This window comes from Alicyclobacillus sp. TC (assembly GCF_016804365.1).
In the GTDB taxonomy this organism is placed as follows: Bacteria; Bacillota; Bacilli; order Alicyclobacillales; family Alicyclobacillaceae; genus Alicyclobacillus_I; species Alicyclobacillus_I tolerans.
Genome location: NZ_CP044435.1, coordinates 79,111 through 104,349, shown reverse-complemented (window position 1 = coordinate 104,349; position 25,239 = coordinate 79,111). Strand labels below are relative to the sequence as shown.

Here is a 25,239-nt window from a genome sequence, read left to right as displayed (position 1 = left end):
GATTTCGCTCAATAATTCATGTACATGTTCCCGTTTACAAATCACGTTCTAACATCTCCCTTAATTTTTGAAGAGCTACTTGATGAATTTGACTTACTCTTGATTGACTTATCCCTAATTTCTGAGCCACTTCAGATTGTGTATGATTCTTCCAATACAAACCGCGAATGATGAATTGTTCTTTGGGGCTTAAAGTTTGTAAATACATGTTCCATTCCAGATCAACCATAAAATGAATCGCCGATTCATCCCCCAAAGTATCTATGGTTTCTAAGCTTTCCTCCTCACCTGTTGGGGAATTAAGCACCAGTTTTTCTCGATCCCAACGCCGATAACGTCTTTGCTCGTTGAGTAGGGCATGCCGTATGATCTTGCGAATCCAGGCTACTTCCTGCTCAGGGGTATAGGTGGTCATGCTCGGTCACGTCCTTGCACATGTCCCCGTCCACGTCCCCAGTAGAGGGCATAGCCAAGCAGTTCGTCCTGGATAACCTTGGCCTGTTCCGCCAACAACAAACTCACCTGTTCTAACCGCTTCTGGTCTTCCTTGTTCTCCAACATTTCCGCGCACCTGGTATAGGCTATCAACGCTTTGTGCGTTTGGGATGAGGTAGATGGGTACGATGGGGTAAGCACGTCCGATGATGACAGAACACGCTCTGCGGTCACGAAGATATACCGTGTGGATGGAAAAATGCTCCTGTCACAAAATGTGTATCGGGTACGTCTATACAGGTGAACAATCGAAACTAGGGGTGGTTTTTGTGCAAAAACGAATCTGGGGACTGACGGCGTCTATGCTTGCATTGACGTGTTTGACCGTGACCGGGTGTGGGATTGATAGAATCGCCTCATGCGTTGTTTGATTCCGTCCAGTAATTGGATTTTGATTGATTCAACGATTCAATAAAGTTGTCGTATAATCATCATGTGCAAAATACTCAGGAGGTAATTCAAAGTGAAACGATATAAAAAATGGACTACAGCAGGGATTGCATTGACAATAGTCGGGCTCCTAACAGGATGTGGGACAGGTGGTGGAGTGAGTTCAGGTTCGACTCCTGTTACTAATGTGACCAATAGCCCCACATCGAATGTTACACATACATCAACACCATCGAATAGCGTTGCAAGTAAAACGGCAAACAGCACGTCGACTAGTACTCATCAATTCAACAATAACTCGACAGTCAGTAACAATACAAAACCAAGTTCTCAGGCGTCTTCTTCAACATCAGGGATGGTACATCTGAATTTAACTCAGGCTCAAATCCAAACGATTAAAACGGCCATCATTAAACTCAGAGGCAACCCAAGCCAAATGACGTTTGGAGATGGAGAGATAAAGATATATGTCCCCCAACAAATTCCGCAAGGACAGCTATTTCTGAATGCCGATTTTGGTGCGAGTGCAGTATTTGGGGCATGCGTGACTCTGTATTTTAGCGGATTCAAAGTGAGAATCGGCGGTCAACAACCTTCTCTGTTGGCTATTCACAAAACTAATTCAGTTAAACTTTCTAACGGAGCGATGGGTACTTGGTACGTGCCCAATCAAGGAGTACCAACTGAAACAAATAAACTCAGTGACTACTTTATGACTTGGATTGGTAAGACCCACATCACCATCAGTTCAAACTTGAAATCCGTGTCACAAACTCAGATTGAAAAAATGGCAAGTTCGATGGTCTATTTGGGGGCAAATCAATAATGACATTCATAGGAGAGGGTCTGCCCTGGGGTAAAGCAGACCCTCTTAATGCTTATGAGTAGATGTAGTCGTATTGTGCTAGATTATGCACTCCGATCAGATATACCAAACCCGAGCCGGGGACATTAGAGGTAGGACTTGCTCCATCGAGATACGGAGAATTTGCGACGTAATAACTACTTGCCCACACGGGGTTGTAGTTACCTAACTGGTACAGAGCATTATACATATTATTGGACATGAGAGTCCACCCACCGCTTTCAGCATATGATTTCAGCTCTTCTCCTCCGGATGTTAGGGTTGAATTTTGATACGCACTAGCTACCAAACAATAACCTGCGTTGTATATATCCGCGTTCATTAAAGCTCCACCCAAGCCAGTGTTTGTACCAGCATACCCGCTATCACCTGATATAGTGCAAGACGAAGTGGTATATGAAGTGGAGCATCTATCAAACAGTCCGGAATTTGCGTTTCCTGGATTATTGCAGTTGACTGCGATAGAGTTACAATCCCAGGCTCCTTCATACAACCATTGAGCTAAGAGTAACGCGATGGGAATCTGAGCCTGTTTGGATGCTTGTTCTGCCCAACAGATTACGTCAGAGTTATTTAAAAAACTGCTTTCCGATCCGCATACATCAACGAACGTAGCCGTACTATTGCAGCTATTCGTTGAACATGGGCACGATACATCTGAGTTAAAGGAGCTTTCACAAATTGCAGATGGATCCTCGGGTGATGGCGGACTTGGGAATTCCGTAGGGTATTCTCCATAAAGAGCATAGTATGCGTATGCCGCTGAAATATAGAGAGTATCAGATGCTGTTGCACCCGCTCCATTGACAAAGTAATTCGCTCCTGGCAACGTATCGCGAGGTGCAGTTGCAATCGCAAAAGGTGTACTCCCACCTGCTTCCCCAGCTGGGTTGCTCCAGCCGCACTGATTGTAATAAAGCGAATCAAGGGCTGCTCCGCCAACCGCTATGACTAAATAGTCTCCACTTGTTACTTGATTCCAAGCATTATAAAAATCAGCCTGTACACTGGTGCTTGGCAATTGAAGTGCCGCAGCTATACCTCTTGCCTTTTCTAGGTCTCCAGTTGTAGCAGCATATAACACTAACTGCGATGCTGATATACTCATGATTCGTTTCCTCCTTAATATAGAATTTTTAACAGGTGCATCCTTGATCAGAACTCATAGATGAAGAACAAGTGTTGCTTGCAACAGCTGTAGCTGGTAAAGTATCTCCCCATCCACTTGGGTAACTACCATTTACCGCATAATAGGCAAGCATGGTGACTAACTTTAAAGTTCCAAGTGCTGTTGTTCCGGCACCATTCTCATAGTAGTTTGCCCCAGGCAATGACGACTGCGGCTCCGAAGCATATGCAAAAGGTGTTGACCCACCGGCATCACCTGCAGGATTGCTCCATCCGCAAGGATTATAGTAAAGAGCATTATTCGCGTTTGCCCCCACTGTAATGACGAGATATTCACCACTTGCCGTATGATTCCAAATATCATAGAAATCACCTAGTACATTGGGAGAAATGGGTACACCGGCAATGCTTGCCGCCGCCATAGCCATGTCATAGTTGGATGAATCGGCGGGATAAAGTAATATATTTCCTGCTGGTATTGTCATAATTGTCACCTCATTTTTTTGATTCTGTCGGTCTTGTTCACATCAGGGAGTAGCCATATCTAGATGCAGTGCTTCTTGGATGGCTACCTTGTTAAATCCACGAATTACTTGATCATCAATAAGTAGAATGGGAACCACATTGAATCCAAGTTTTTCTAACTCGTGTTTGCCAATCTCCGTCATTACGTCTACTTCTTGATAGTCCACTTCGTTTTGTTTAAGGAACTCTTTGGCTTTCCTACAGTAGACACATGTCGAACTGGCGTAAACTTTGACTTTAGCCAATCGTAATCCCTCCTTTCAAAAGTGAAGAGTAGAGAACCGATTTTTGGCTCTCTACTCTATACAAACAACTTGAATCGTTATTTTGATTCACAAGAAAGGTCTTTTAAAATTTGTTTAAGAAGTTCATGGCATAGTTCCTGTTCTATCTCCTGTGCATAGCTTGACGAAATACTATATGCTTGCTTTTTGAATTCAGATTCAAAACACTTACATAACATTTTGGCAGATTTCCTATTTCCATCTCGAGCATTTTGTAAATGCTCTTGAATTTGATGAGCACTACATTTCATATTGTTTTAATTCCTCCTTTAACTTTTGTAAGATACGATAATTGACTCTACTTACTTCAGCTTGACTCAAGACACAAGATTTTGCTGTTTCTCGTTGAGAAGATCCTTCCCAATAAATTTTTTTCACAATGCATTTCTCTGTGTTCGTCAATGTCTCATTGAAAAAAATTTCCCATTCAGTCATTGACAATTCATAACTTGCTGCCTCTGATGGGAATGATTCTTCTCTCTCTTCCCCTGTCATTGTTAGTTCGTTCAAAGTTAATTCATCCTTACTCCAACGCGCATATTGTTTACGCATATTATGAGCATGATTGCGAATGACTTTAAGACACCATGCAACTTCTTGTTTTGGTTCAAACTGTTTCTTTAAGTTCATGACATATTTTCACTCCATTTGATGAGATTTTTATTCTGACTTTGAATATCAATCCCGCCGTCCACGTCCCCAGTAGAGGGCATAGCCAAGCAGTTCGTCCTGGATAACCTTGGCCTGTTCCGCCAACAACAAACTCACCTGTTCCAACCGCTTCTGGTCTTCCTCGTTCTCCAACATTTCCGCGCACCTGGTATAGGCTATCAACGCTTTGTGCGTTTGGGTCAACGCTTCAATAAGGCGTTCTTTGCATATCATGTGGTATCATCCTCTCAAGTCCATGTTTGTTTTTTCGGTCACACTTTTCGTGACCAGGTGCCACCCTCCAACGGCGGTTGCCGCTAACAACACGCCGTTGAGGATGAGCACTGTCCAACCTCCCACATGGGTAGGTAGTGGTCTTGTCGTGAAAATCACCAACATTTCTCCCACCATCACAGCCAGAAAACGCGTAGGTAAACGCTGAAATACTGGCCACGTTTTCACCATCTGTACCACCAGCATGACGGCCAAACTTCCACCATCCACGGTGTGCAGGGAAGAGATTGTAAACAACGGTTCCATTTTTTTGCACCTCCCTTGCAGTTCTAAAATTCCCCCTACTTTTAAAACCGTTTTGACTGGCCATTTTGATTCACTTTTTTCAAAAAAATTTTTGCAGTTGCTGAATAGCCTTTGTTTTCAGCCGATGAACCGTACTCTGAGATAGCTTCAGTTCCTCCGCTAACTCTCGTTCCGTCTTGTCTTCCAAAACGAGACCCACCATGACTCTTTTCTGTTTTTCGGGCAAAGTGTCTAGAACCAACCTCATTTCCACTTCTTGAAAATCTCTTTCCGCATCCGTGGAAGGCAAAGTCTCTATGGGTTCCTCACCTTGCTCATTCGCTTGATTTAAGGTCAATTGTTCATGATTTCGATACCGACTCTCCCTGCGCCAATAGTCCACTGACTTTGCTTTGGCCACAGCGATCACAAAACGTTTGATATCCTCTAGCGTTTCAAAGGTGTGCATACAGAGGCTTCTTTCTCTTCCATCTCTCGAAGCGCTTTCCAAACGGCCAATCGCAAACTCTGAAGACCATCTTCGTCGTGCAGTATCGGTGATGATTGCATCAGAATCTGATCCACGATGGGCCAGTACACTTGGGGATTCATAAGGATCCTTCTTTCTCTATCAGCAAGGCGGGTATGAAAATGACGACGAAGCACGAAGAAATGTGACAAACATAACGAACGTATGTTCGTATCTATCCTACAACATTTTCCACGTACCGTCATCCCCTCTGCCAGTATTCCAGAATATGCAAGACGGTTTGTCCAAGATGAGCACGTTTACACAATTTGCAGAAGGGAAAGGATGATGGCAGAGGTGATAGAAACACTATGCGCAAATTTCATCCGCCAAGAAGTCGGTTTGGTCTATGGTTGGAGAGAAACGGTATATCCTTGATGGAGTTGTCTAGAAAGAGTGGTATTCATCATACGACGTTGAGCAAGCTGGCAGGTCATCCTAGTCAAAGACCTTCTCGTTTAACCGAGCGGAAATTACGGCCGGTGTTGAGGGAGTACGGAGTGGATACAACAGATTTTTGGGATCTTGGCCTGTAGTGAGGAAAGAGCGTTTCTCAGACACCAATGTCGCTCATGCGAAAAACAGGTTTCCACGTACGTCACAGGAGGCTCCAGATTCATGAAGTTGACGTGGAGAAGTCCGTTCTTCGCCATAGGCGTCTGAATCACGCTCTTTTCTCATGAATATGACACTTCTGGCAAAATCAGCACGGTTTTAGCGGATACTGGCTCGAAATCGGCAATGTGGGAAGCCACTGCAACCCCAAAAGCTCCCGTATCGACCTTGTCGTTGGATCAGCTTCCCTCCACACTTTGGACAAACGCCTGTGTGGATGGCTTGCTCCATCGCCCTGGTATCCTTCTGAATTCGACGAACATGCTCTTTGTACGCCGTTTTATCTACGACACGCATCTCTTTGAGTTTGGCATAGGCTTGTCCAACTTGCCCATCGGTTAAACGCACCGTTTTTTGCGCCAGTATCCATCGTACCAAGTCCCTCATGTGGAGCACAGGAGACGAAGCGTGAACACGAAGGCTTGTGTGGTTGGGAAAGACCACAATGGGCACAAACGCTGTTTCCGGCAATTCTGGCAAGACTTCCTGAAGCGTCCTGACATGCCCAAAGTTCTGGTGCAGTGGATTTTGAAGGGTGTGACGTTGACGGCCCATCGATTGTGTCCACTGATTTTGGTGTTCTGTGCCTACAATTTGTCCACCACGGTTTTTGGTTTCGATCACGAATACACCAAATTTGGAAACCACAATGTGATCGATTTGTGATGTGCGACCATCTTTCTTGCGAAGCAGCACATTGTCCAAGGTGTGATAGGTTGTAGACGGAAGTTTGACCAGCAATCCATCGACTTTCAATTCGCCCATTTTTCCCTTGAATTTTGCGCCAAACAACCGAAGTCCTACGAACAGAATAAAGATTATTGCCAATAAAATGCCCAAATCTCCGCTCATTTGATGCATGACGGTCGATGTGTTCATGTTCATCCCCGCTTCAACCTACATGTTTTTGTTTTTCACTATACACACGAAACATTTCCAGCTTCTTTTCCAACCACACACGCACTTCTGGTTTTTGTAGCGCTTCTCTCCACTTGTCCGCCTGAAAGTTTTTCACCAAAATCTTGACGCGCTTCCGGGCGAATCGTTCCGTGAGCACGTCGGCTGCCATCCCGCGTGTCCATGTCTTGTTGTGTGGAATCCTGTATTTGTCGAGCATATAGCTCTGTTTCTCTGTCATTGGCAACGCGCGCCAATCGGCTTCTTTTTCAATCAGGCGGGTATCCAGCAAATCCAGAAAAGCTTCTGCCACACCTTGCGCATATTCCAACGGCAGTGCTGACGCATGCAAGGGCATAAAACGTTCACCGTTCAGTTCGAGCACAGGCCAGAAGTGCGTGTCTACCTGGAACAAATAGGCCCAACGGTTTTCACCAAAAGCAATGGCAAACACTTCCCGATCTTTTCTTCGAATGTGCTGCCAACGAAAACGACTGCGATTGGCAAAGAGATTTACAGCTTGTACCAACCGTTCTTCCACTTGAGTTTTGGCCTGCTGGGTTTGGACTTCCTCTTGTATCCACTGGGCAACACTCTGATCTTCTCTAGGCTGCCCCTCCAGAGCGTGTACAGATTTCGTTTGCTTCTTTTGGCTATTCACGAGTTTCGTGAACGTCTGCAAGGACTTATCATCACTCGCCCCCACCAAATCCAGAACCAGCGCATCTTGTTTGTTCGGATGCAACCGTAACGCTCTTCCAACCATCTGTGTGTAGAGCGCCTGGGATCGAGTGGGCCTGGCAATGACTACACAGTCCACATCCGGCTGGTCAAATCCTTCGGTCAGGATCTGACAGTTCACCACCACACGCAATCGATTGGCTGCGAAATCTTGGAGAACCCTCGCACGTTCTTCCACCGACATCTGTCCATCTACTGCGGCAGCGGCTACTGCTTGATCCTGAAATCGTCTGGCGAGCGCTTGAGCGTGGGCGATGTCGACAGCAAATACGATAGATTTACGCTGAGGTGCGAACTCTTGCACCGCATCCACAACCGCATCCAGCGCCCTCGATTCATTCATAACTTTCGCCAGATCTTTGGCATTGTAGTCACCAGCAGTGGTCCGAATATGTCCCAAATGCAGGTCGGGAATGACCACCTTTTGGCCACGCACATCCGACAAATATCCGTCCACGATCATATCTAAAATCGTACGCTCATACGCGAGATGTTCAAAAATGTCGCCCAGTTCATCATAATGTGGCAAGGATACTCCCACTGCATAAAGTGGGGGAGGAATTGCCACGAACTTCCCCTCTTCACATATCACTAAAAATATGATACACTAATTTTAGTGAAAGGTGGTGAGAGCGTGGAACTTGTGCTCACGGCAAAAGTGAAAATTGTACCGACTGAGGAACAACACACGATGTTACAACAAACATTACAGGCCTATCGCGAAGGTTGCAATTATTTGTCGGGTGTGATTTACACCACAAAAAATCTCATACAAGCCCGTCTACATACCACCACGTATCGCTATCTGCGAGAAACGTTCGGTTTGCGTTCGCAAATGGCCCAGTCCGTCATAAAGACCGTCATCGCCCGATACAAAAGCATGATGGAAAACGGTCACGACTGGACGAAAGTCGGATTCAAAAAGCCAGAACTGGATTTAGTCTGGAATCGTGACTATTCGCTGGGACACGGTGTGTTTTCCGTCAACACCTTAGCAGGCAGAGTCAAAGTGCCGTTCGTAACGAAAGGCATGGAACATTACTTTGATGGAACGTGGAAGTTTGGTACGGCCAAAGTGGTCTATAAACACGGGAAGTTCTTTTTGCATATCCCCATGACCAAACATATCGAAGAGACAGAATGGGAACATATCAACGAGATTGTTGGCGTGGATATGGGAATGAATTTTCTTGTCACGACTTACGATTCGCATGGCAAAGTCTGGTTTGTCAAAGGTCGCCATGTGAAAGACAAGCGTGCGCACTACAAACAATTAAGAAGGCACTTGCAACAACGTCAAACGGCATCAGCCAGGCGGCGACTCAAGAAGATCGGACAACGAGAAACCCGTTGGATGACCGATGTGAATCATCAGGTCAGTAAGGCACTCGTAGAACGGTATGGAGCCAACGCCTTGTATGTTTTGGAAGACTTAACGGGCGTTCGTGAAGCGACAGAAAAAGTACGCAAACGGCATCGCTACGAATCGGTATCGTGGGCGTATGATCAGCTTCGGCAGATGATCGAATATAAAGCCATTAAATTGCAATCGAAAGTGATTGCTGTCGATCCCTGCTATACGTCCCAAACTTGCCCAAAGTGTGGGCATATCGAAAAAGCGAACCGCGATAAAAAACACCATCGTTTTACGTGTAAAAACTGCCATTATCGGTCCAATGATGATCGGATAGGTGGCATGAATCTGCACCGAAAGGGAATTGAGTACCTGGTTGCAGTGACCACATCGGCATAGCCTGTGTGGTCGGGGTGTTGTCAACCATCCCACGATGTATCCCCAAGTTAAAGAAGGAGACCGAGGTCGCTTGCACTTCTGGGGAGATACAAGCCCCCACCTCTTAGGTGGCGGGTAGTTGACGCTTGTCTGCGCGCTTTGGCGTAGCTGTTACGCCGAGCAGTTTCGGGCCGTTCGTTTCAAACACACCCAAACGTTGCAGAACCTGCACAGCGCCTTCTGCTCGACTGTGATGACATTCGTCGTAGATGACAAGCGAGGGTTCCCGAACCTTCCTCCCCATCACAAGTGTTTGCGTGGACGCAACCAGCACCTGGGCCAGTTGCTCATTCTGTTGACCTTGGATACGGCCGACCACTGCTCCAGGCCAAACCATACGGATTTTTTCTTCCGCCTGATCCAACAGTTCGGTTCGGTGCGCCATCACGAGTACCGGCTTGTCCGTCCTCGTTTGTTCGATATAGCGCCTCGCGATTTCACCAAAAACAATGGTTTTTCCTGCGCCTGTTGGCAAGACCATCAACTGCCGCGAATGTTCAGGCAAGGCTCGAAAAAACGCTTCTACTGCTTCCACTTGATACGGACGAAGCCGGATACCACTCAAATTCTCACCTCCGAGTCTGGTGAAAAAAACACAGATTCATTTTACAAGATTTTTCTAATGAAAATCTTTATTTTCTGGATTTTCTTCATAAGGATCGGGCGCATTCAACCAGGCCTTTTCCAAGGTTCTCATGATGTCATCTTCCATTTCTCTCATTTCGTCCTCATCTTGTTCTTCGCCTAAAACGCGCCGCATGCTGATCCGGGTCATATAGGCATCCACTTGCTCTTCCAAACGCTCCAGGTAGTATAGACGCATCACCATGCGTGTTGGTTTGTTGTTGAGAATCGTTTGCAAGTCTTCATACAGCGCTTTCCAGCCTTTCACCTCCAGTAACCGTTCCATCATCTTTTCGTGCTCTGTTTTCGTTCGTTCCGCTTCTTGAGAGGCTTCATACTGGATTTTAGCGTCAATTCGTTCGATGAAACTTCTCATATTGTGCATGTAATACCAGTTGTTTAAATATTCTTCACGAGGAACAACGACTTTATCTTTCGTGAGATGTTTCGCTACCTTTTTCTTGTCAAACGGTTTGTCCAATAGTCTGCCAACATCCTTCCTCTAACCAATTGCATCGCTATGTGCACTTCCTATCATCGCCGAAACCAAAGCAGACGTATAGAAGTTTTCTGCCGCTGTCCATTCGTCGTTACGGTTTTCGATAAAATCGACCATTTTGAGGTACGCCTGTTCCCACTGGGCTAACTCACACCTGTGCAGATGTTCTAGGGCTTCACGCCACAGTTCGACCTGACGCTTGGAGAGGGGTGTAGGGTCGCTCATCAGATGTTGTCTGGCTCGTCCGATATCCAGACGCAACATAGTTGAATTCGATACGAACGGTATAGTGGCTTCTGCCAAGGTCGCAGCATGTTCCAGTTCGTGGCCAACGATCAAGGGTTGATTACACCAAACCTGTAAAACGTCGGAGTTCCAAGCTTCTTCAAGCGTTTCCCAAGCGCACCAAGGCAACTGTGTCTTGAAACGATAGAGTTTACGAGCGAGATGTCTGCATCTGTTTTCTTCTGAATCTTCCCACAGGCTAAGTTGAGTAAGTTCGAGCGTCCATTCGATCCGATCCAACAGCCCTCACCCTCTCATGCTGTGTTTTTTCAGTTCGTCAAAAAAGTATCGTTCGTGATAAGGTGTAAGAAAATGCAAATATTTACTCGCTTTATCCTCTTCTTCTCTATCCTGTATGTAATCTTGCAAAGCATCAATAAGCCAGAATGCTTCTGCATACATCAGTCGAATTTCCAAAAACTCTCCAACATTTCGCGTCTGGAAACTATTTGCTATCAGTGTTCGTAGTTCATACATATCTTGAACGCATGAAGCATAACGACTGGACAAATGTAAAGTTTTTTTCTCGCAAACTTGTTCAAGTGTCCAATCTAAAAATTTTAACCAAAAAGCTAAGTCTTCTTGTGGAACCCACAAAGAACGATAAACATGTGTGCCTGCAAAGTCATAACTCCCTCTTAACAACCGTTCAGCCATTTGACGCTCTAGATACTCATGCTCAGGTTCTGACATTTCTCGGATAATAGCCATACTTTCCACCTCTTCTTTACATTCTTCTACCTCCCAGTCCAAGAATAACGTATACATTGCCTTTTTTAACGTCATCATTTCGTCATTATCGTTTTGGATCGGACAAAGCACGGATAAACCTCGACGTAACTTTCGCATCCCCACCATAGTGCTTCGCGGATAGCAGAAACAAGTTTTCTTTAGCTCGTGTGATGCCCACATAGCAAAGTCTGGTTTCTTCTCTCAGCTCTTCGGGGTCGTGGAACGACGATGAGGAAATACGCCTTCCACCATTCCCGCCAAAAACACAGTGTGGTACTCCAACCCTTTGCTTTTATGGAGAGTTGACAGGCACACGGCGTTTCCTTTTTGTTTTCTTCCTTTCTCCACCATCCGATCCACGTAACGCAAATATTCGTGCAGTTGTCCAAATCGACGAGCTGACAAGATGAACGTATCCAGCCACGACTCGCCCTGCATAGATTCCGGGATCAATTCCGGTACATTTTGTACCAACCACTGTAGTGCGCCACCAGGTCCCCCTTGTTCTGCCACCTTCCCCAACGCGCGCAATACATCTGAAAACGGTTTGCATTTCGGATGTTCCATCATGGACACCCAGCCCCGTTCTGTCACTTCCGTCACTACAGATCGAGGAATTTTTCGGTTTGGGCGATTGATGAGTTTTCCCCACACCTGTGGCTCCGCATAAGGATTTAAGGCTCGTAGATAGTCCAACAGACCTTTGACCACGTAGGACTCATAGAAGTGTTTGTCACCGACCACTTGATACGGAATGTCCGCTTCCTCCAAAGCTTCTTCAAAGATTTGAGATTGCAGATTCGACCGATACAAAATCGCCATCTGCTGCCACGGTAGTTCCGGATGTTTCTGGTGTATGCGTCTAATTTCCGTCACAATAAACCTGGCTTCTTCGACTTCGTTCTTAACCTGCACAGCTTGTACCACGGCGTCTTCCATGTCTCGCGCCGCAATGACCTGTTTCTCCAACTGGTATCCTCGATTGAGCGCAATGACTCGTTGGCCAAGCTCGACAATGAGCTCGTGCGACCGATAATTCATAACCAGGCGAACAACCTTCGTTTTTGGAAACGTGTTTAAAAAAGTTTGCATGAGTTCTGGACGCGCACCACGAAAGCCGTAGATGGCTTGCCAGTCATCCCCGACAGCAAACAGATTGTGTGTCCGTTCCGACAGTCCGAGCAACAGCTGCCATTGTGCCCAGTTGGTATCCTGAAATTCATCTACCATGACGTAGTCCCACCGATTTTGCCAGAGTTGGCGCATCTCTTCTCTTGATCGCAAGAGCCGAACAGCGTCCTGGAGCATATCTTCCATGCCGTAGCACTTTTTTTCTTGCCTTAACGCTTCGTAGGCGTAGTAGACTTTCCCAAGCAAACTATCCGCTTGAGGTACACGCAAATCTGCTTTCGCACGAGCGATTTCGGCTATGGCTTCGGACAGTTTCATCACTGGTCCTACACCATGTGTATTGTACGGACCAGCTGGTTCCAACACGCGTTCTACAAGCCAGGATGTATCGGCTTGCAGCTTCCAATCTGCCGCGTATACCCCACGCACCATTTGATAAGCCACGGCATGCAGTGTGCTGATGGTGACTTCTTCTGCTGCCTCAACACCGATCAGTTTGGCCAAGCGTATTCTCATCTCTTCCGCCGCTTTGCGCGTGAACGTACAGGCCAGAATTTTCTTCGGTTGGACGTGGCAGGACTCGATCAAATACTGAATTCGAGCCATGAGCATCGCCGTTTTTCCCGAACCGGCTGCGGCCACAACCAGGCACGGACCGTCTTTATGTTGGGCAGCTTCTTGCTGCGCTGGATTCAACTCTTGAAGCTTTGGCATTCAACATTTCACTCCATCTTCCAGAAATGAGCACAACCATTGATCTCGTCCAATTCCACTTTCTACCGTACCAAAAACAGCACAAAAAAAAGTGCTCATTTGGCACCAATTTTTTTTGGAATCTTCCGTTCACCAAACAAATCAAAATGAAAAAGAAGTGTCTAGCAGATGAGATCAAAATGAAGATGTTTAGCGGATATGTTGAAGAACCATTTCCTGTATGCAGCGACCAACTGGGTAATAGGACACTTCTATATCGTAGGCAGGGGCGGCATGAAGCCCGTAGTGAGTTCTGCTCACCATCAGTCCTTGATGCTCTAAATCCTTGGCCAATTGGTGGATTGCCCAAGGCATGAGTTTGACATTGGGAATCGGTCGAGAGTTGCGCACTCGAATGAGACGTACACGGGCAGGCAATAATTCCGATCGCAAATAAATACGAGCCACGCCTGTGACTTTAACGTGACAGGTGGCTTGAAAAACGCGTATGACTTGTCCAATTTGACCGCAATAATCGTCTAATGCAATAATCCGCACAAAGTCGCCTACTTGAAACTCTCTCGCCAAACCTTCTCACTCCACAGGTTCTACACATTCCACACGATTATAACGGAAATTCCCAACTTTGGGGGAGACTTTGTGATGGCGCATGTCGGATTCTCGAAACGGTTTCAGCATCGACTTCAATTTGGCCAAAGGTATCTCTTGTCGGGATAGATACTCCGGAACATGTCGCTGCTGCAAAATCACTGGCATCCGTGTGTGAATGTCACTGACGACAGCGTTGGCTTTCGTGGTGAGGATACTGCATGTACGGATGGTTTCACCGTTTTCTGCACGCCAAACATCATAGATTCCTGCCAAAGCGAACCAAGGTTGATCTTTGAGACTGAAGTAGTACGGTTGTTTCTGGCGATCCCATTCGTAGTATCCAGAGGCCAGAATGATAATCCGTTTGCGTTCGGCCAGTTGACGCAGAACGATGTTCGTATGCAAAGTCTCCACACGAGTGTTAATTGGTTTCGGACCTTGTCCATACCAGGCTGCGGGTTGAAGGCCCCAATGTAGCGTCCCAAACCGATGTTTCTCTCCGTCCGATACAATCGCTGGAATCGCTTGACCTGGTGCTAGGTTGTAGTGCGATTGAGGGATTTCGGTGGCTACATCCACGTGGAAAAAACGTCTCACATCTGAAAAGTCGTCAAAGTAGAAAGCGAAACGTCCGCACAAAAGGTATTCCCACCTTTCCATGCCGTTTACATCCAGTTCAGCCGCTTGCAAGATGACTTGCAAAATGATGTTCAAGTATTTTTTGTTTTTTGCCCCAATTGTCAAGCGGTTGCATAAAGATCACTCATCGTCCTCCACTTCCCCAAGTGGAGGACGACAAAAATCCTCTATAGTTGAACAAAATTACCTGTCGACGGCTCATAACGAACGGATATCGTCGTTACATCTCCGCCAAACGTCACCACACACACGTCGCTCGCCACTTCTGTTAAAACCATACCACTCATGGCACTAGCATGTAGATAGATTTTGACCTTTTCAAAGGGTGTGAAAGTGGCAAAATGAAAGTTGGGGACATTTTGAGCGTTAATAGGAGAAGCAACAATCTTACTGCCGTTGGCTACCACATCTTGAGCCAATCCAAACACCAGCATATCGGTATATTCATTGTTGACCTCCTCCCCATGCCTAAAGGCAGGGGATTCCAACCATCACTAGTTGGCTTTCCTGCTTCGTTGAGGTTTGCCTTCTCGTTGGCTGTTGAGCTTTCGAGCGGGTCTTATCGCCTCTCCACAGGCTAACACCGCAAGCCCTGCGGCTAAGATGTTTTGAGCGGCGTTCACATCTCTGTCGTGATGTTCCCCGCATTCTGGACATGTCCACTGTCTAACGCTGAGTGGCATCTTCGGCATGATATGTCCGCAATCAAAACACCGTTTGCTGGAGGGGTAGAATTTGTCGATTTTGACGACCGTTCTACCGTACCATTCAGCCTTATATTCGAGTTGACGTACAAACTCGCCCCATCCTACATCTGCAATGGATTTTGCAAGGTGGTGATTGCGAATTATGTTCTTTACCTGCAAACTCTCTACGGCGATCACTTGGTTCTCGTTTATCAACCGTGTGCTGAGTTTATGCAGGAAGTCTTGACGACGATCCGCAATCTTGGCGTGAATACGTGCAACTTTAAGACGTTCTTTGTCTCTGTTTTTGGAACCTTTCTGCTTCTTTGCAAGTCGGCGTTGCGCTTTGGCAAGACGTTTTTCGTCTTTACGGAAGTAACGTGGATTGCCAAACTTCTGACCTGTCGAAAGAATGACGGAATCGGTCAACCCAAGATCGATACCCACTTGGCTGTCACAAACAGGTGCTTGAGGAATTTCCTCATCTACAAGGATCGAGATGTGGTATCGGTCTGCCGCATCTCGGCTCACCGTGACGGATGAAGGAGAGCCTGTAAACCGCCTTGACCAGCGAATGTTCAGTGGTTCGGACATTTTCGCAAGCGTGATGCTCTCTCCATCCCATTTGAAAGCAGATGATGCAAAGGTAACCGATTGTTTACCATGCTTCTTGTGAAATTGCGGATATTCTCCTCGGCCTTCAAAAAAGTTGATGAACGCACGATCAAGATGCCGCAACGCCTGTTGGAGCGCGACGCTGGAAACTTCATTGAGCCACACCGTCTCTGGTTGCCGTTTCAAGACCGTCATTTGAGCAGACAAATCCTTATAGTACAGACGTTTGCCCGTCTGGTAGTACGCATCGGTTTTGAGACGTAATCCCCAATTATAGACGTAGCGAACACAGCCAAACGTCTTGGCTAGAATTTGCTGTTGTTCTTCTGTTGGGTAGAAGCGGAATTTATAGGCTCTCTGTGTCATGGTTACATTATATATCGTCTTGTGTAAGAACTAAAAGACTTTCGCCTCACGGCGAGTGCCTTATATCCCCATAGCTAAAGCAAGGGGTTTTACGGCGCATTTGATAACTTGATATTGCCCTTTTCCAAGGCTTTGTTTGGGTGTGGCTAAATCGAACGAACCTTGAGCAAATGCATAGGCATTTTGATCAGCAGCTGAACGTGTCGATACCTTTTTGATCGTTGTGCCTGCGGTAAGTTCCGTTTGTGAGGCATACACCGCATAGGATTCTGTCCATTGCACGGTATTGTTTTCGAATGGATAGAAAGCCACCCAAGCTACTTCAGTTTGACTAGGATCGGTTTGTTTAACCAGCGTTAATTTTTCATTGGATGCATAGATTTTCTTTAAGGATTCCGCATCAATTTCAATGTTCAAAGTGTAATTGGGCACAACAGTTCCTCCTTCATTTTTTTCTTCATGCTGTGAGTCTTGGAAGCCTTTTCAATCTATGAAAGGAGGATGAAATGTATTCACAAGTCATTTAGCATTTTGATTTTTTCCAGAGGATACGAATGCCAAGGTAATACTTTCCCCTTGGCTAGTGGTCCTTCTACTAGATTGAGTCATCCGAAATTTGCGTATAAAACGCCGAAAGCAGTTGTTCGCCTTGCGTACCGTTGTCCATTTGATACAACACTTTCAGACCTTTGGGAGATGGTTTGGTTCCCACGACTTGTACATGATGCCACTGGTTTTGTATGCGAATATACAACCTAGAACCTTGGACAGCATCTTTAGCTTTAATTTTCGGTTTTGGCACAACGTAACCTCCTTTCTTTGAAACTCCACACGGCTAAAGCCCCTAGGTTCTTGGGGCATCCCTGCCCCACCTTGATCTTTCGTTTTAGCTTGGTTCGTTGGTCAGTTGTGCACGTATCGTACTCGGCAACGAATCGACGGTTTGTAAATCGGAGATATCGATGGTATAGGCAGTGTTTGGTGTACCATTCAAAATTGGTGTACCAAATAAAAGGCCGTATGGACCCTGTTCATTGATGCCTAAGGAGTTTTCACCAATGCTTAAAAACGGTCCATCGTCTGGAACCGTTAATGTGATTCCACCCCAATCCCCTGCCCCGCTTGGCCCACCCTGATATCCGTAGCCTGACCAGTTCCCATCGGCCACACTCCACGCCAATTTCGTTGCCGAGTTTGCCGTATCGGGTAGCGTAACCAGTAGATTCTGTCCGGATTTTCGAACCGTAATTTTGTCATAATAGATCGTGTCATCCGTTGTTACTGCGTCGTACTCTGTTTGAGTCAAAAGATTGGCCGGAACCAGATTCCAGGAATTGTACTTGGAGTACATTGGTGCGTGAAGCTGTATCGCGCCGTTTGGCAAGGTTTTACCGCCATCAATCCACCACTCTAAATTAGAGAGGACCGTTTGTACTTGATTAGACGATAGGGTAGTTTCCGACGATGTAATGCCTGTTCCTTGATAGAGTCCGTTGATTTGTGCCCACGTGAACGGATCTTGAGAAGCTTCGTACTGCAAACTAAACCAGCGAAATTTGTTGTTTTGCCCGTTCTGGTTGTAATCCACGTACCCTAGCGCATGACTGGCCCAATCCGCGATCCAGCTTGCAACATCCCCAGCTGTCGTATCGGTCGTCGTACTCACCGATACACCTGCTTCGCTCATCGTAGGATGTGCCGCAGCGTCCCACAAGCTGTTCAAAATCGGCCACACCTGAGATGCGACGGTCGACTGAGGTACGCCAACCACTTGAGAGACAGACCAATCCGATCCGTTCCACGAAGACGTATCTCCCAGTCTTGTGAGCACTTCAGAAACATAGTAGATGGGCAGATACGTTGTCTCTTTTCCGCTTGCAGGATCGACCGCTACCAAACGAGGAGCATATTCTACGACCGTGCCATTGATCTCGATGGCCAATACATCCGCACTGGTCGTATGTGGAGCAGGTGTTTGAGACGTATTGACGTTCCCTGAGACGGACAATAACCAGGTTTGATTCGTTCCGTCCCAAGAAGTTTGAATCCCCATCTGAGACAGAAGCTCGTCAACATAGTAAATGGGTAACCAGCTGGTCATTTGTCCTGACCAAGGATCAGTGGCCACCTGATGCTCAGCTGACGTGACCACCCGATGGTTGTAACTGAGCGTTGTGGACAAAGCACTATCCGCTTTAGCGGTCACAATACCGAATGGCGATAGCAAAGTTCCGGCTACAAAGGCAATGCTGAGTTGTTTTTTCACATTTAATCATTCCATTCTTTTGATTTTTAGCCCCTGCGCCCTTTAAGGGGTGGCTCCGCCTGAGGCAACAAACCAGACGAAGCGGGAGGCTCAAGGCAAGCGGAAAGGCGCGGTACCGGACGAGCGCAGCGCGGAGGATAAGAAGCGCCGGCGCTTGCCCTGAGAGCGAATCTGGTAGCCTCGGTAGGCCGGGGCCAGCCGAACCAACAGCAGGGGCGCGTTTTCCTGCATTCACCGGATTGACGTATAAAACGCATGTGGTACACTAAAGATGAAAAAGAGAGCCAGAGTTCGGCCTCTGACTCTCAGATACCATCGCCTTGGGCACTTCCTGCCCATATGGATTAATTCTAGGCAAGAGCCGCCCCAATCGGCGTGAACCTAATGGGGGCGGCTACTTCCGTTTAACGGAAAGTATGATAGTCACAACGAGTGTCAGAAGCGCAATGACAAATGATCCAAACTGAATCATGAGCATTAACGCACTGGCTACAGTCATGGCTGGCCTCACCCCCTCCCACCATTCGGGTAGGGAGTGGCCCCCAAGGTTCGGTACCTGATGTCATTCTAGCACGAATTTCTAAACCCGTTTAACTCAGAACCCGTTTAGCTCAGAGGACTTTCATCCGGATATGCGTCCACAATAATTCTCGTTTTAGAAAAAGATGGTTCAAAATGAAACCCGACACCAGCTCAACCAACTCAACCTTGTTAAAATACCACCATGCGCTGTGGACGTGCAAAGCGATATGAAAAACCAACTAGGCTATTGCCCACCACGCCAACACACCACAGCACAACATGCCAGCGTAGGTCACCTCCGATCCAACTCAACCAGCCAACCATACTTCTTTGCACACGAATCACACATGTCCTCATACATTTCCTTGCCTGTTAGTTTCTTTTCACAAAACGTGCAATATGTTGGATTCAACGGTTTGTTCATGTCCTATCCCTCCACGCAAAAGCTATTCTTTTATCAGGATAGACAAACAACCTTGAATTTTTCTCATCATGCCACACGTTTTAGCCTGGATTGGATTGATTCAACCACTTTTTTCGCTTCAGCTCTTGCAACGAGCGCATAAACCGAACTTGTCCATCCTTTTCCTCAGCATCCCACTCAACGTAGTGAATCAGTCCTTCCCGTTGCATTGCCTGATAAAATTCGCGCTTGGCCTCTTTGTGGACGTTGTACTTTTCGTCGCCCACACGTCCGTAGATTTCCACCACTACATCACGATCCAAACCATGCAACACAAAGTCCGGTCTCAGTCCGCCGAGATCGTCACGAATTCGAAGTGGTTTTTCTACATACCAACCTTCTTTTACCATCGTCTGATATGCTTCAGCCTCATATCGAGATTCTACCCACATGGCGTCTGGTTGAGCCAAAAGCGCACCAAACGGCGCATGTGTAAGACGCCAATGATCACCTTTACGCATCACACGAACGGCCGTTAAGGTTTTTCCTACAGAGTACCCAACAAACGATTTTGCGAATTGTTCCGGAATGTCTATTCGCCAACTAGCTGATTTTAGACCGCGAAGCTTCACAAATTTACCCGACTCGAACATTCCATCATAGATACCCAACAAAATTTTTCTTGTTCCTTCTATGTGCCTTTTAACACTGGGATGGGGGATGTGTGCTATCGAGCGCAATTCCTTTCCATTCGCTGTGATTTTTCCTTCTAAAAGAGTCTTCAGCATAACACCTAAAATGAGCGCTGGCGTGATAAGACTGGAAATATTAGATGCCGGTCGATTCTCCAGCAAACAATGTCTGGCGATTAGGTACCACTCACGAATGAGTCCACCAAATTCCACGTGTGATCGTACCGTACGGCGTCTTTCCGTCTCTTCTTTATCACCAGATACTCCGATTCTACTTTTATTCATTTCTACGGTATCCGAAACCACATTATCTTCTGTTATTTCTCTTAATCCACCGGCAAAAAGTGAGACATGTACGTCCACTTGCATTTCACCGTTTTCATTGACACTCCAGCGCACGGCATCATCTTTCGATAGAATCGGCGGAAGAGAAACCACCGATTCTATCTGTTTTTTGGGACAATCGGATGTATGTTGATAAGGGGAATTCGGGTTATTCGCAAGATAATATCTCCGCTTACCTATTGGTCTCTCGACTACGTGCATGCTCACACGCTTGGAAGGGTTGGTCTGACAACAACACTCAACCAGCCAAGGTCGTTCAGGCTCTACAAGCTTTCTCAATACCTGTTGATTCCAAATTTTCTTTCCACGTTCACCAGGCACGATAATATCGCTATAGTCCCCATATCGAATACGGTTCCCACTGTAGTGATAGATGAGCTCAGGCATGAACATCGCCATCCAGATTTCTCATCTGCTCCATTTTCTCGTATAGCCTCTTTATTTCGGACATCACCCGATCCCAAGATTCTATGACTTTCATATCCAAGTTTTTTCCTACTACCGATCGATTGGCTATTAGTCTCACTTCATGTCTTTGGATATCTGCCAATGCTTCTTTGCATGAACTTTCTAATTGTCGATTCCCATAAGCTATTCGCGTGGATTCGTCTTCCATTAAAACGATTTTTTCGGCAATTTCTTGTGTGGCGTCTTCGATTTTTTTTCGTTCTTCAGTACTATTCTTACCATGAGCTTCATCCACAGCATTGGCTGCCTCTAAATAATCCCTGCGATGTTCATCACTGATATAGTGGAGCGCTGCCGCTCCCACCGAGATTTTGTCATTTGATTTACCATACATCCACAACTCATCGTTAGAACCCTGACTATCTTGTTCTTCTTCGATCTTTAACGTTTTCTTGATGACATCTGATTGCATGGGCATAGCTACAGATGTCGTTGGTTTTTTGTCTATAGCATAGATTTCTGCCAGATTGATGGCTTCCTTTTCTCCGAGTCGATATTCCGATTTCATCCGTTGCGCTACAGGGATACTGTCATATAGTTTCTTTTGTTGTTCTTCGGGAAGTTTTGCTAATATAGTGCCAGCTTTTAACCCGATTTTTTCTTGTGAAACCATTTCTTTTAATTCGGGTATCAGTTTTAACAACTCCAGATATCTATAAAAATTTCTTTCTGTCATCCCATAATATCCTGATATTTCTTTTAATGTTCTTTTTCTTATTAAACCTATCAAACTGACATTAGGTCCGTTTGAACTTCCCTCAATAGAGGTGTCCGATGTGACCATTGATAAGTGAATATCCTCTACATCGACTTTTCTATTCCGATGACCTCCCCGACTATATCCAATCAAATCAACGATAGCTTTAAACGTCTCCGCCATCTTGATAGGATCTTTCTCATCACCCGCACGAAGATGATTATCGATCACCATCGTAAACTCCGCTGTTTCATCATCGACGTCCATGTACTGTACTGGTACCATCTGCATGTCAAGCTCTATCGCGATGCGTTGACGTGTGTGCCCGGCCAGGATGATGTTCGTCCCTGCCTGCACCTTGAGCGGCACTTCGATCCCATTCGCTGCTATGCTATCTCTCAATAGCTGATACTTCCCATCTGTTTTCTTCAATATCGTCCCCACACGTGCTCGTTCAGGATGTGGTGTGAGTTGATGCGGATTGATCCATGCAACATCTGCCAACATACCTACACTCCCCCTTGCCCCCATTTTGAGACTTTTTTGACTAGACGCAGCGTCAAGTTTTCCTCAACTTTGAGCGGCGATCTCACCTCTTTTTCCCCCTCTATGGATTGTCTCACGTCTCGTCTCCGAAAAAGCGCCAAAAAAATGCCAGGATTTTCGATAGCAAAAAAAGCATGGCTCTCACCACGCTCCTGCTTACCATCTTTTTAACTTTGTTTAGATTCCTATTTCTTTTAAAAATTCGCTTGGAGTACAAATAGAATATTGTCTCCTTATATCTTGAAAATGTTCGTCACCCGATACAAGCCAATTTGCTTGACCAGAAATATATGTTGCTAAAATCGGATAATCCTTTTCATCACGCAACAATTCTCGTGGAATGCTGATTAACGTTTCTTCAATTGACACGAGTTCTGAATAAAATCTCAACAACGATACATATTGTTTAACTTTTTCAGGCTCCCAATGTAACCGTCGCTGTATTTTCGGATAATTCAACACTCGTTCAATTTCATTCAACAACGCTTCTGACATTACGAGCGTGTATTGTGAATTTTTCCACGCTTGTACAATTCGTCCCGGAACACTTTGGGGCATTAAAAGTCCAGAAATAAAAACATTGGTATCCAGTACGACTTTCATTGATTTTTCAGTGCCTCAATTGCTTCCTGAATTTCTGCCTCAGCAACAATGGGATCGACACCTTCATACGCTTTTGCCAGTTCGTTGGTCATTCGATGAAACTCTGTCTCCATAAGACGAATTTTCTCAAATAGCTCAACATCGATAAGGGCTCCCATTGGTTTCCCTGCTTTGGTAATGAGTACAGTATTATGTCGATAATGTACATCATTTAACAAGTCCCCAAAGTGTTTACGAACGTCCATAGCAGATACCTTTTGAATCAAGTTCATCACCCCTATTGATATAATTATATCAATTTACCGATTACTCTTACCACTTCTCATTTTCCTATATTTTTTCGCCTCGACCTCTCCCACAGTTCTCGACGTATCCGCGCTTGCTCCAGCTGCTCTTCTTCTCGCATCGCACTCACCACCGCTGCCACCAAACGCATCAGCATCAGCCGATTCACATACTCGAGTTCTTCACCGTTTCTCACCCGTTGCAAACTCCGTTTGCGCTCTTTCGCACGCTCAGCACATAAATGGCAGATCTGCTTCATTTGACCGTTTTTTTGCGAAAAATACCGCTCCGTCCACGGCATCTCTCTTCCGCACTTCTTGCACGCTCGCTTCATATTTACATCTACCATCGTTCTGACCGCTCTCTTAGCCTTTTCAACTCCGCAATCCTTCCCTTGTTTTCCATATACTCGCGCAGTCTATCATAGGGAAAATGCTCACTATCCACCGTTTCCGACATTAATTCCGACCGCAAGCGTTCTTGACGGTGTTGCAAATATTCAAGTCGATGCTCCACATACCACTCAAACGATGCGTCATCCACTCCATCTCCGCCTCTCACTCCCGTTTCAAGTGAACGCGTCGACCTGTCGCCCCATCCGCCACTTTAGCTTTGTATCCGGCCAAGTAAATCCGCGTCACAGCGTCCCGGCCATGGCCTAGCTCCTCTGCCACCGCCAACCGCGCCCACTTCTCGTTCCCATCCAGACGGCGCAAATGATACGCATACCGTTCTTGCGCGTATGTGTGACGCAATCCGTGATACGTAAGTTTTGTCTCTCCTTCTGTAAACTCCGATCGTCGGTTGTAAATCCAATTCTCGACCCGCTTTTGTACCTGGTGCGCTTTTTCATTCGAACGCACAAAAAGGCGTTCCTGTTGCGCCAATTCTAACGCTGCCTTCAATGCCGTTCGCGCCTTCCCTGTTAAAGGAACCTCCCGAACCAGACCGCCTTTGCCCTTGATCGTCAGATACCCCTCTGCCAAAGCCTGCTGAACTTGTCCTTGCCGCAAACGGATGGTTTCGTGTATCCGCAATCCCAACACCCGCGCCAGCTTGATGATCAATACTAAGTCCTCTTTCCCTTCCAACCGCGCCCACTTCAACGCGTTTTCTACCTCGCTGTCGCTCCACGCCCTTGGCACTTCACCAAATCGACGACGCTCTAATTTCTTCCCTAGTAATGCGCCAATTTCTTCGTTAGTCACTACCTCTACACCTAGCTCGTGACAGAAGTATCGTATTCCTGACAACTCTGTCTTCACATACCCTGCTGACTTCCCTGTCTCCTGCAATCGCTTCGCATACGCCACGAGATGCTTCTCTTTCACATTCGCCAGCTTCTGTAACTTGTACTCTTCTGCAACAAACCGACAAAATCGATCTACCGCGTGATAATATCGGTACCTTGTCTGCACACTCCCCTGTTTCGCATGCCTGCGCAACTTCTCTACTTGTGCCATCAAGTTGCTATATGTACCTACCGTCACTTTCCTGCCTCCTCGTGCGCCCTCATTTGAACGTCTCGCCCCTGCTCACGCTAGGGTCTGCGACGCTCAAACGAGGGCTTTTGGGCATAGCTTTCCTAAGGCTGCGCAGAGCATTTCTACTCTATTACTTTTTCTAAATATATATTTTTAAATGACAGTCCTTATATTATTTGATTTTTTTATCATCATATAAAACTGTCACCTTCTAATTGAAGGGTAAAAAAAATGGTGTTTAGCACCAATGCTGCATCACCCCGATGGGCCTCATGGAACGATGAGTGCAGCTTGCGAGCGATCCATAGATCAGCCACACACTTTGACCACTTCGGTCAAACTCGCAATTCTAGTCCATTGATTCGGTAGACCATGCCCGATGGGATCGATGTCACGTTCGCGCCTAGCGCTTCGTTGCTCCTGTTCCAAGGAGTGTTCCCCGTGACCATTCTGGCAGTTCCTGCGATCCCAACCTCATCCGGCCAGTACAGATGAGACAGTTTCCCTGGTTTTTGCGGTTACTCCACGCACGACTTCTTGGCCTCCACTACTCCACCGCTAACTTCTTCGCTGCCGCTACTCCATTAGGGCTTCTTTGTTTTGGCTACTCCATCG

Annotated in this window: 35 protein-coding genes and 1 pseudogene; 3 read left to right on the top strand and 33 right to left on the bottom strand. The window is 46.3% G+C overall.

Annotated elements, in window-relative coordinates:
• Positions 1-34 precede the first annotated feature (34 nt).
• Positions 35-415, bottom strand: coding sequence for a sigma-70 family RNA polymerase sigma factor (locus FY534_RS14405; protein ID WP_203115760.1), 381 nt, complete (start codon positions 413-415; stop codon positions 35-37).
• On the bottom strand, positions 412-669 hold the full coding sequence (locus FY534_RS14400; RefSeq protein WP_203115758.1) for a hypothetical protein: 258 nt from the start codon (positions 667-669) through the stop codon (positions 412-414). Before FY534_RS14400 ends, FY534_RS14405 begins: the two co-directional genes overlap by 4 nt.
• Positions 670-958: 289 nt before the next feature.
• On the opposite strand from FY534_RS14400, the gene FY534_RS14395 reads away from it, so the two are divergent.
• Positions 959-1,711, top strand: coding sequence for a hypothetical protein (locus tag FY534_RS14395; RefSeq protein ID WP_203115756.1), 753 nt, complete (start codon positions 959-961; stop codon positions 1,709-1,711).
• Positions 1,712-1,763: 52 nt separating this feature from the next.
• Here the strand turns inward: FY534_RS14395 and FY534_RS14390 are convergent, their stop codons facing one another.
• The 9 genes from FY534_RS14390 to FY534_RS14350 form a co-directional block, all read right to left on the bottom strand.
• Positions 1,764-2,858 (bottom strand): hypothetical protein, encoded by a 1,095-nt coding sequence (locus FY534_RS14390; protein ID WP_203115754.1) that lies wholly within the window; start codon positions 2,856-2,858, stop codon positions 1,764-1,766.
• 28 nt (positions 2,859-2,886) lie between these two features.
• Positions 2,887-3,363: a hypothetical protein gene (locus FY534_RS14385; RefSeq protein ID WP_203115752.1), complete on the bottom strand. Its 477-nt coding sequence runs from the start codon at positions 3,361-3,363 to the stop codon at positions 2,887-2,889.
• 42 nt (positions 3,364-3,405) lie between these two features.
• Positions 3,406-3,648, bottom strand: coding sequence for a glutaredoxin family protein (locus tag FY534_RS14380; protein WP_203115750.1), 243 nt, complete (start codon positions 3,646-3,648; stop codon positions 3,406-3,408).
• Positions 3,649-3,725: 77 nt separating this feature from the next.
• Positions 3,726-3,938, bottom strand: coding sequence for a hypothetical protein (locus FY534_RS14375; RefSeq protein ID WP_203115748.1), 213 nt, complete (start codon positions 3,936-3,938; stop codon positions 3,726-3,728).
• A complete protein-coding gene (locus FY534_RS14370) occupies positions 3,928-4,317 on the bottom strand; it encodes a sigma-70 RNA polymerase sigma factor region 4 domain-containing protein (RefSeq protein WP_203115746.1) in 390 nt (129 codons plus the stop codon). The genes FY534_RS14375 and FY534_RS14370 overlap by 11 nt, the downstream gene beginning before the upstream one ends.
• A gap of 48 nt (positions 4,318-4,365) precedes the next feature.
• Positions 4,366-4,572, bottom strand: coding sequence for a hypothetical protein (locus tag FY534_RS14365; RefSeq protein WP_203115744.1), 207 nt, complete (start codon positions 4,570-4,572; stop codon positions 4,366-4,368).
• Positions 4,573-4,578: 6 nt separating this feature from the next.
• Positions 4,579-4,878, bottom strand: a complete 300-nt coding sequence (locus tag FY534_RS14360) for a hypothetical protein (protein WP_203115742.1) — start codon at positions 4,876-4,878, stop codon at positions 4,579-4,581.
• A gap of 79 nt (positions 4,879-4,957) precedes the next feature.
• Positions 4,958-5,326, bottom strand: coding sequence for an RNA polymerase sigma factor (locus FY534_RS14355; protein ID WP_203115740.1), 369 nt, complete (start codon positions 5,324-5,326; stop codon positions 4,958-4,960).
• Complete coding sequence (locus FY534_RS14350; protein WP_203115738.1) at positions 5,305-5,469, bottom strand: hypothetical protein; 165 nt, start codon at positions 5,467-5,469, stop codon at positions 5,305-5,307. The genes FY534_RS14355 and FY534_RS14350 overlap by 22 nt, the downstream gene beginning before the upstream one ends.
• A gap of 228 nt (positions 5,470-5,697) precedes the next feature.
• Here FY534_RS14350 and FY534_RS14345 point away from each other — a divergent pair, with 228 nt between their 5' ends.
• Positions 5,698-5,922 (top strand): helix-turn-helix domain-containing protein, encoded by a 225-nt coding sequence (locus FY534_RS14345; RefSeq protein WP_072875409.1) that lies wholly within the window; start codon positions 5,698-5,700, stop codon positions 5,920-5,922.
• Between the two features lie 178 nt (positions 5,923-6,100).
• Here FY534_RS14345 and FY534_RS14340 read toward each other — a convergent pair whose 3' ends face one another.
• Together FY534_RS14340 and FY534_RS14335 are read right to left on the bottom strand one after the other, a co-directional pair.
• Positions 6,101-6,880 (bottom strand): nuclease-related domain-containing protein, encoded by a 780-nt coding sequence (locus FY534_RS14340; RefSeq protein ID WP_203115736.1) that lies wholly within the window; start codon positions 6,878-6,880, stop codon positions 6,101-6,103.
• Positions 6,881-6,893: 13 nt separating this feature from the next.
• Complete coding sequence (locus FY534_RS14335; RefSeq protein WP_238413775.1) at positions 6,894-8,207, bottom strand: DEAD/DEAH box helicase; 1,314 nt, start codon at positions 8,205-8,207, stop codon at positions 6,894-6,896.
• A gap of 66 nt (positions 8,208-8,273) precedes the next feature.
• Between FY534_RS14335 and FY534_RS14330 the strand changes: the two genes are divergently transcribed.
• Positions 8,274-9,392 carry an RNA-guided endonuclease InsQ/TnpB family protein gene (locus tag FY534_RS14330; RefSeq protein WP_203115734.1) on the top strand — a complete coding sequence of 373 codons (1,119 nt, stop codon included), beginning with the start codon at positions 8,274-8,276 and terminating at the stop codon, positions 9,390-9,392.
• Positions 9,393-9,495: 103 nt separating this feature from the next.
• Here the strand turns inward: FY534_RS14330 and FY534_RS14325 are convergent, their stop codons facing one another.
• The 20 genes and pseudogenes from FY534_RS14325 to FY534_RS14220 form a co-directional block, all read right to left on the bottom strand.
• Positions 9,496-9,996, bottom strand: coding sequence for a DEAD/DEAH box helicase (locus tag FY534_RS14325; protein ID WP_238413774.1), 501 nt, complete (start codon positions 9,994-9,996; stop codon positions 9,496-9,498).
• Positions 9,997-10,050: 54 nt separating this feature from the next.
• Positions 10,051-10,536, bottom strand: a complete 486-nt coding sequence (locus tag FY534_RS14320) for a hypothetical protein (RefSeq protein ID WP_203115732.1) — start codon at positions 10,534-10,536, stop codon at positions 10,051-10,053.
• 21 nt (positions 10,537-10,557) lie between these two features.
• Complete coding sequence (locus FY534_RS14315; RefSeq protein WP_203115730.1) at positions 10,558-11,079, bottom strand: hypothetical protein; 522 nt, start codon at positions 11,077-11,079, stop codon at positions 10,558-10,560.
• A 6-nt stretch (positions 11,080-11,085) separates the two neighbouring features.
• Positions 11,086-11,661, bottom strand: a complete 576-nt coding sequence (locus FY534_RS14310) for a hypothetical protein (RefSeq protein ID WP_238413773.1) — start codon at positions 11,659-11,661, stop codon at positions 11,086-11,088.
• Positions 11,636-13,416: pseudogene (locus FY534_RS14300) on the bottom strand (ATP-dependent helicase). The gene FY534_RS14310 and the pseudogene FY534_RS14300 overlap by 26 nt, the downstream one beginning before the upstream one ends.
• Positions 13,417-13,605: 189 nt before the next feature.
• Positions 13,606-13,983: a hypothetical protein gene (locus tag FY534_RS14295; protein ID WP_203115722.1), complete on the bottom strand. Its 378-nt coding sequence runs from the start codon at positions 13,981-13,983 to the stop codon at positions 13,606-13,608.
• A gap of 6 nt (positions 13,984-13,989) precedes the next feature.
• The gene (locus tag FY534_RS14290; RefSeq protein ID WP_238413772.1) at positions 13,990-14,667 is read right to left on the bottom strand and encodes an SOS response-associated peptidase; all 678 of its coding nucleotides are present in this window, start codon (positions 14,665-14,667) and stop codon (positions 13,990-13,992) included.
• 146 nt (positions 14,668-14,813) lie between these two features.
• Complete coding sequence (locus FY534_RS14285; RefSeq protein WP_203115718.1) at positions 14,814-15,080, bottom strand: hypothetical protein; 267 nt, start codon at positions 15,078-15,080, stop codon at positions 14,814-14,816.
• Between the two features lie 60 nt (positions 15,081-15,140).
• Complete coding sequence (gene tnpB, locus FY534_RS14280) at positions 15,141-16,313, bottom strand: IS200/IS605 family element RNA-guided endonuclease TnpB (RefSeq protein WP_203115686.1); 1,173 nt, start codon at positions 16,311-16,313, stop codon at positions 15,141-15,143.
• Positions 16,314-16,373: 60 nt separating this feature from the next.
• Positions 16,374-16,745: a hypothetical protein gene (locus tag FY534_RS14275; RefSeq protein WP_203115716.1), complete on the bottom strand. Its 372-nt coding sequence runs from the start codon at positions 16,743-16,745 to the stop codon at positions 16,374-16,376.
• Positions 16,746-16,908: 163 nt separating this feature from the next.
• Complete coding sequence (locus FY534_RS14270) at positions 16,909-17,115, bottom strand: hypothetical protein (protein ID WP_203115714.1); 207 nt, start codon at positions 17,113-17,115, stop codon at positions 16,909-16,911.
• An 84-nt stretch (positions 17,116-17,199) separates the two neighbouring features.
• On the bottom strand, positions 17,200-18,579 hold the full coding sequence (locus FY534_RS14265; protein ID WP_203115712.1) for a hypothetical protein: 1,380 nt from the start codon (positions 18,577-18,579) through the stop codon (positions 17,200-17,202).
• Positions 18,580-18,973: 394 nt separating this feature from the next.
• Positions 18,974-19,051 (bottom strand): putative holin-like toxin, encoded by a 78-nt coding sequence (locus FY534_RS14260; protein ID WP_238413790.1) that lies wholly within the window; start codon positions 19,049-19,051, stop codon positions 18,974-18,976.
• A 554-nt stretch (positions 19,052-19,605) separates the two neighbouring features.
• Positions 19,606-20,928, bottom strand: a complete 1,323-nt coding sequence (locus FY534_RS14250; protein WP_203115702.1) for a hypothetical protein — start codon at positions 20,926-20,928, stop codon at positions 19,606-19,608.
• A complete protein-coding gene (locus tag FY534_RS14245; RefSeq protein WP_203115701.1) occupies positions 20,921-22,213 on the bottom strand; it encodes a ParB/RepB/Spo0J family partition protein in 1,293 nt (430 codons plus the stop codon). Before FY534_RS14245 ends, FY534_RS14250 begins: the two co-directional genes overlap by 8 nt.
• A 216-nt stretch (positions 22,214-22,429) precedes the next feature.
• Complete coding sequence (locus FY534_RS14240; RefSeq protein ID WP_203115699.1) at positions 22,430-22,855, bottom strand: putative toxin-antitoxin system toxin component, PIN family; 426 nt, start codon at positions 22,853-22,855, stop codon at positions 22,430-22,432.
• Positions 22,852-23,121, bottom strand: coding sequence for a type II toxin-antitoxin system Phd/YefM family antitoxin (locus tag FY534_RS14235; protein ID WP_072874669.1), 270 nt, complete (start codon positions 23,119-23,121; stop codon positions 22,852-22,854). The genes FY534_RS14240 and FY534_RS14235 overlap by 4 nt, the downstream gene beginning before the upstream one ends.
• A 56-nt stretch (positions 23,122-23,177) precedes the next feature.
• Entirely contained in the window at positions 23,178-23,441 is a 264-nt protein-coding gene (locus FY534_RS14230) for a hypothetical protein (RefSeq protein ID WP_203115698.1), read from the bottom strand.
• Between the two features lie 41 nt (positions 23,442-23,482).
• Positions 23,483-23,683, bottom strand: coding sequence for a hypothetical protein (locus FY534_RS14225; RefSeq protein WP_203115696.1), 201 nt, complete (start codon positions 23,681-23,683; stop codon positions 23,483-23,485).
• 14 nt (positions 23,684-23,697) lie between these two features.
• Entirely contained in the window at positions 23,698-24,630 is a 933-nt protein-coding gene (locus tag FY534_RS14220) for a tyrosine-type recombinase/integrase (RefSeq protein ID WP_203115694.1), read from the bottom strand.
• Between the last annotated feature and the right edge of the window lie 609 nt (positions 24,631-25,239).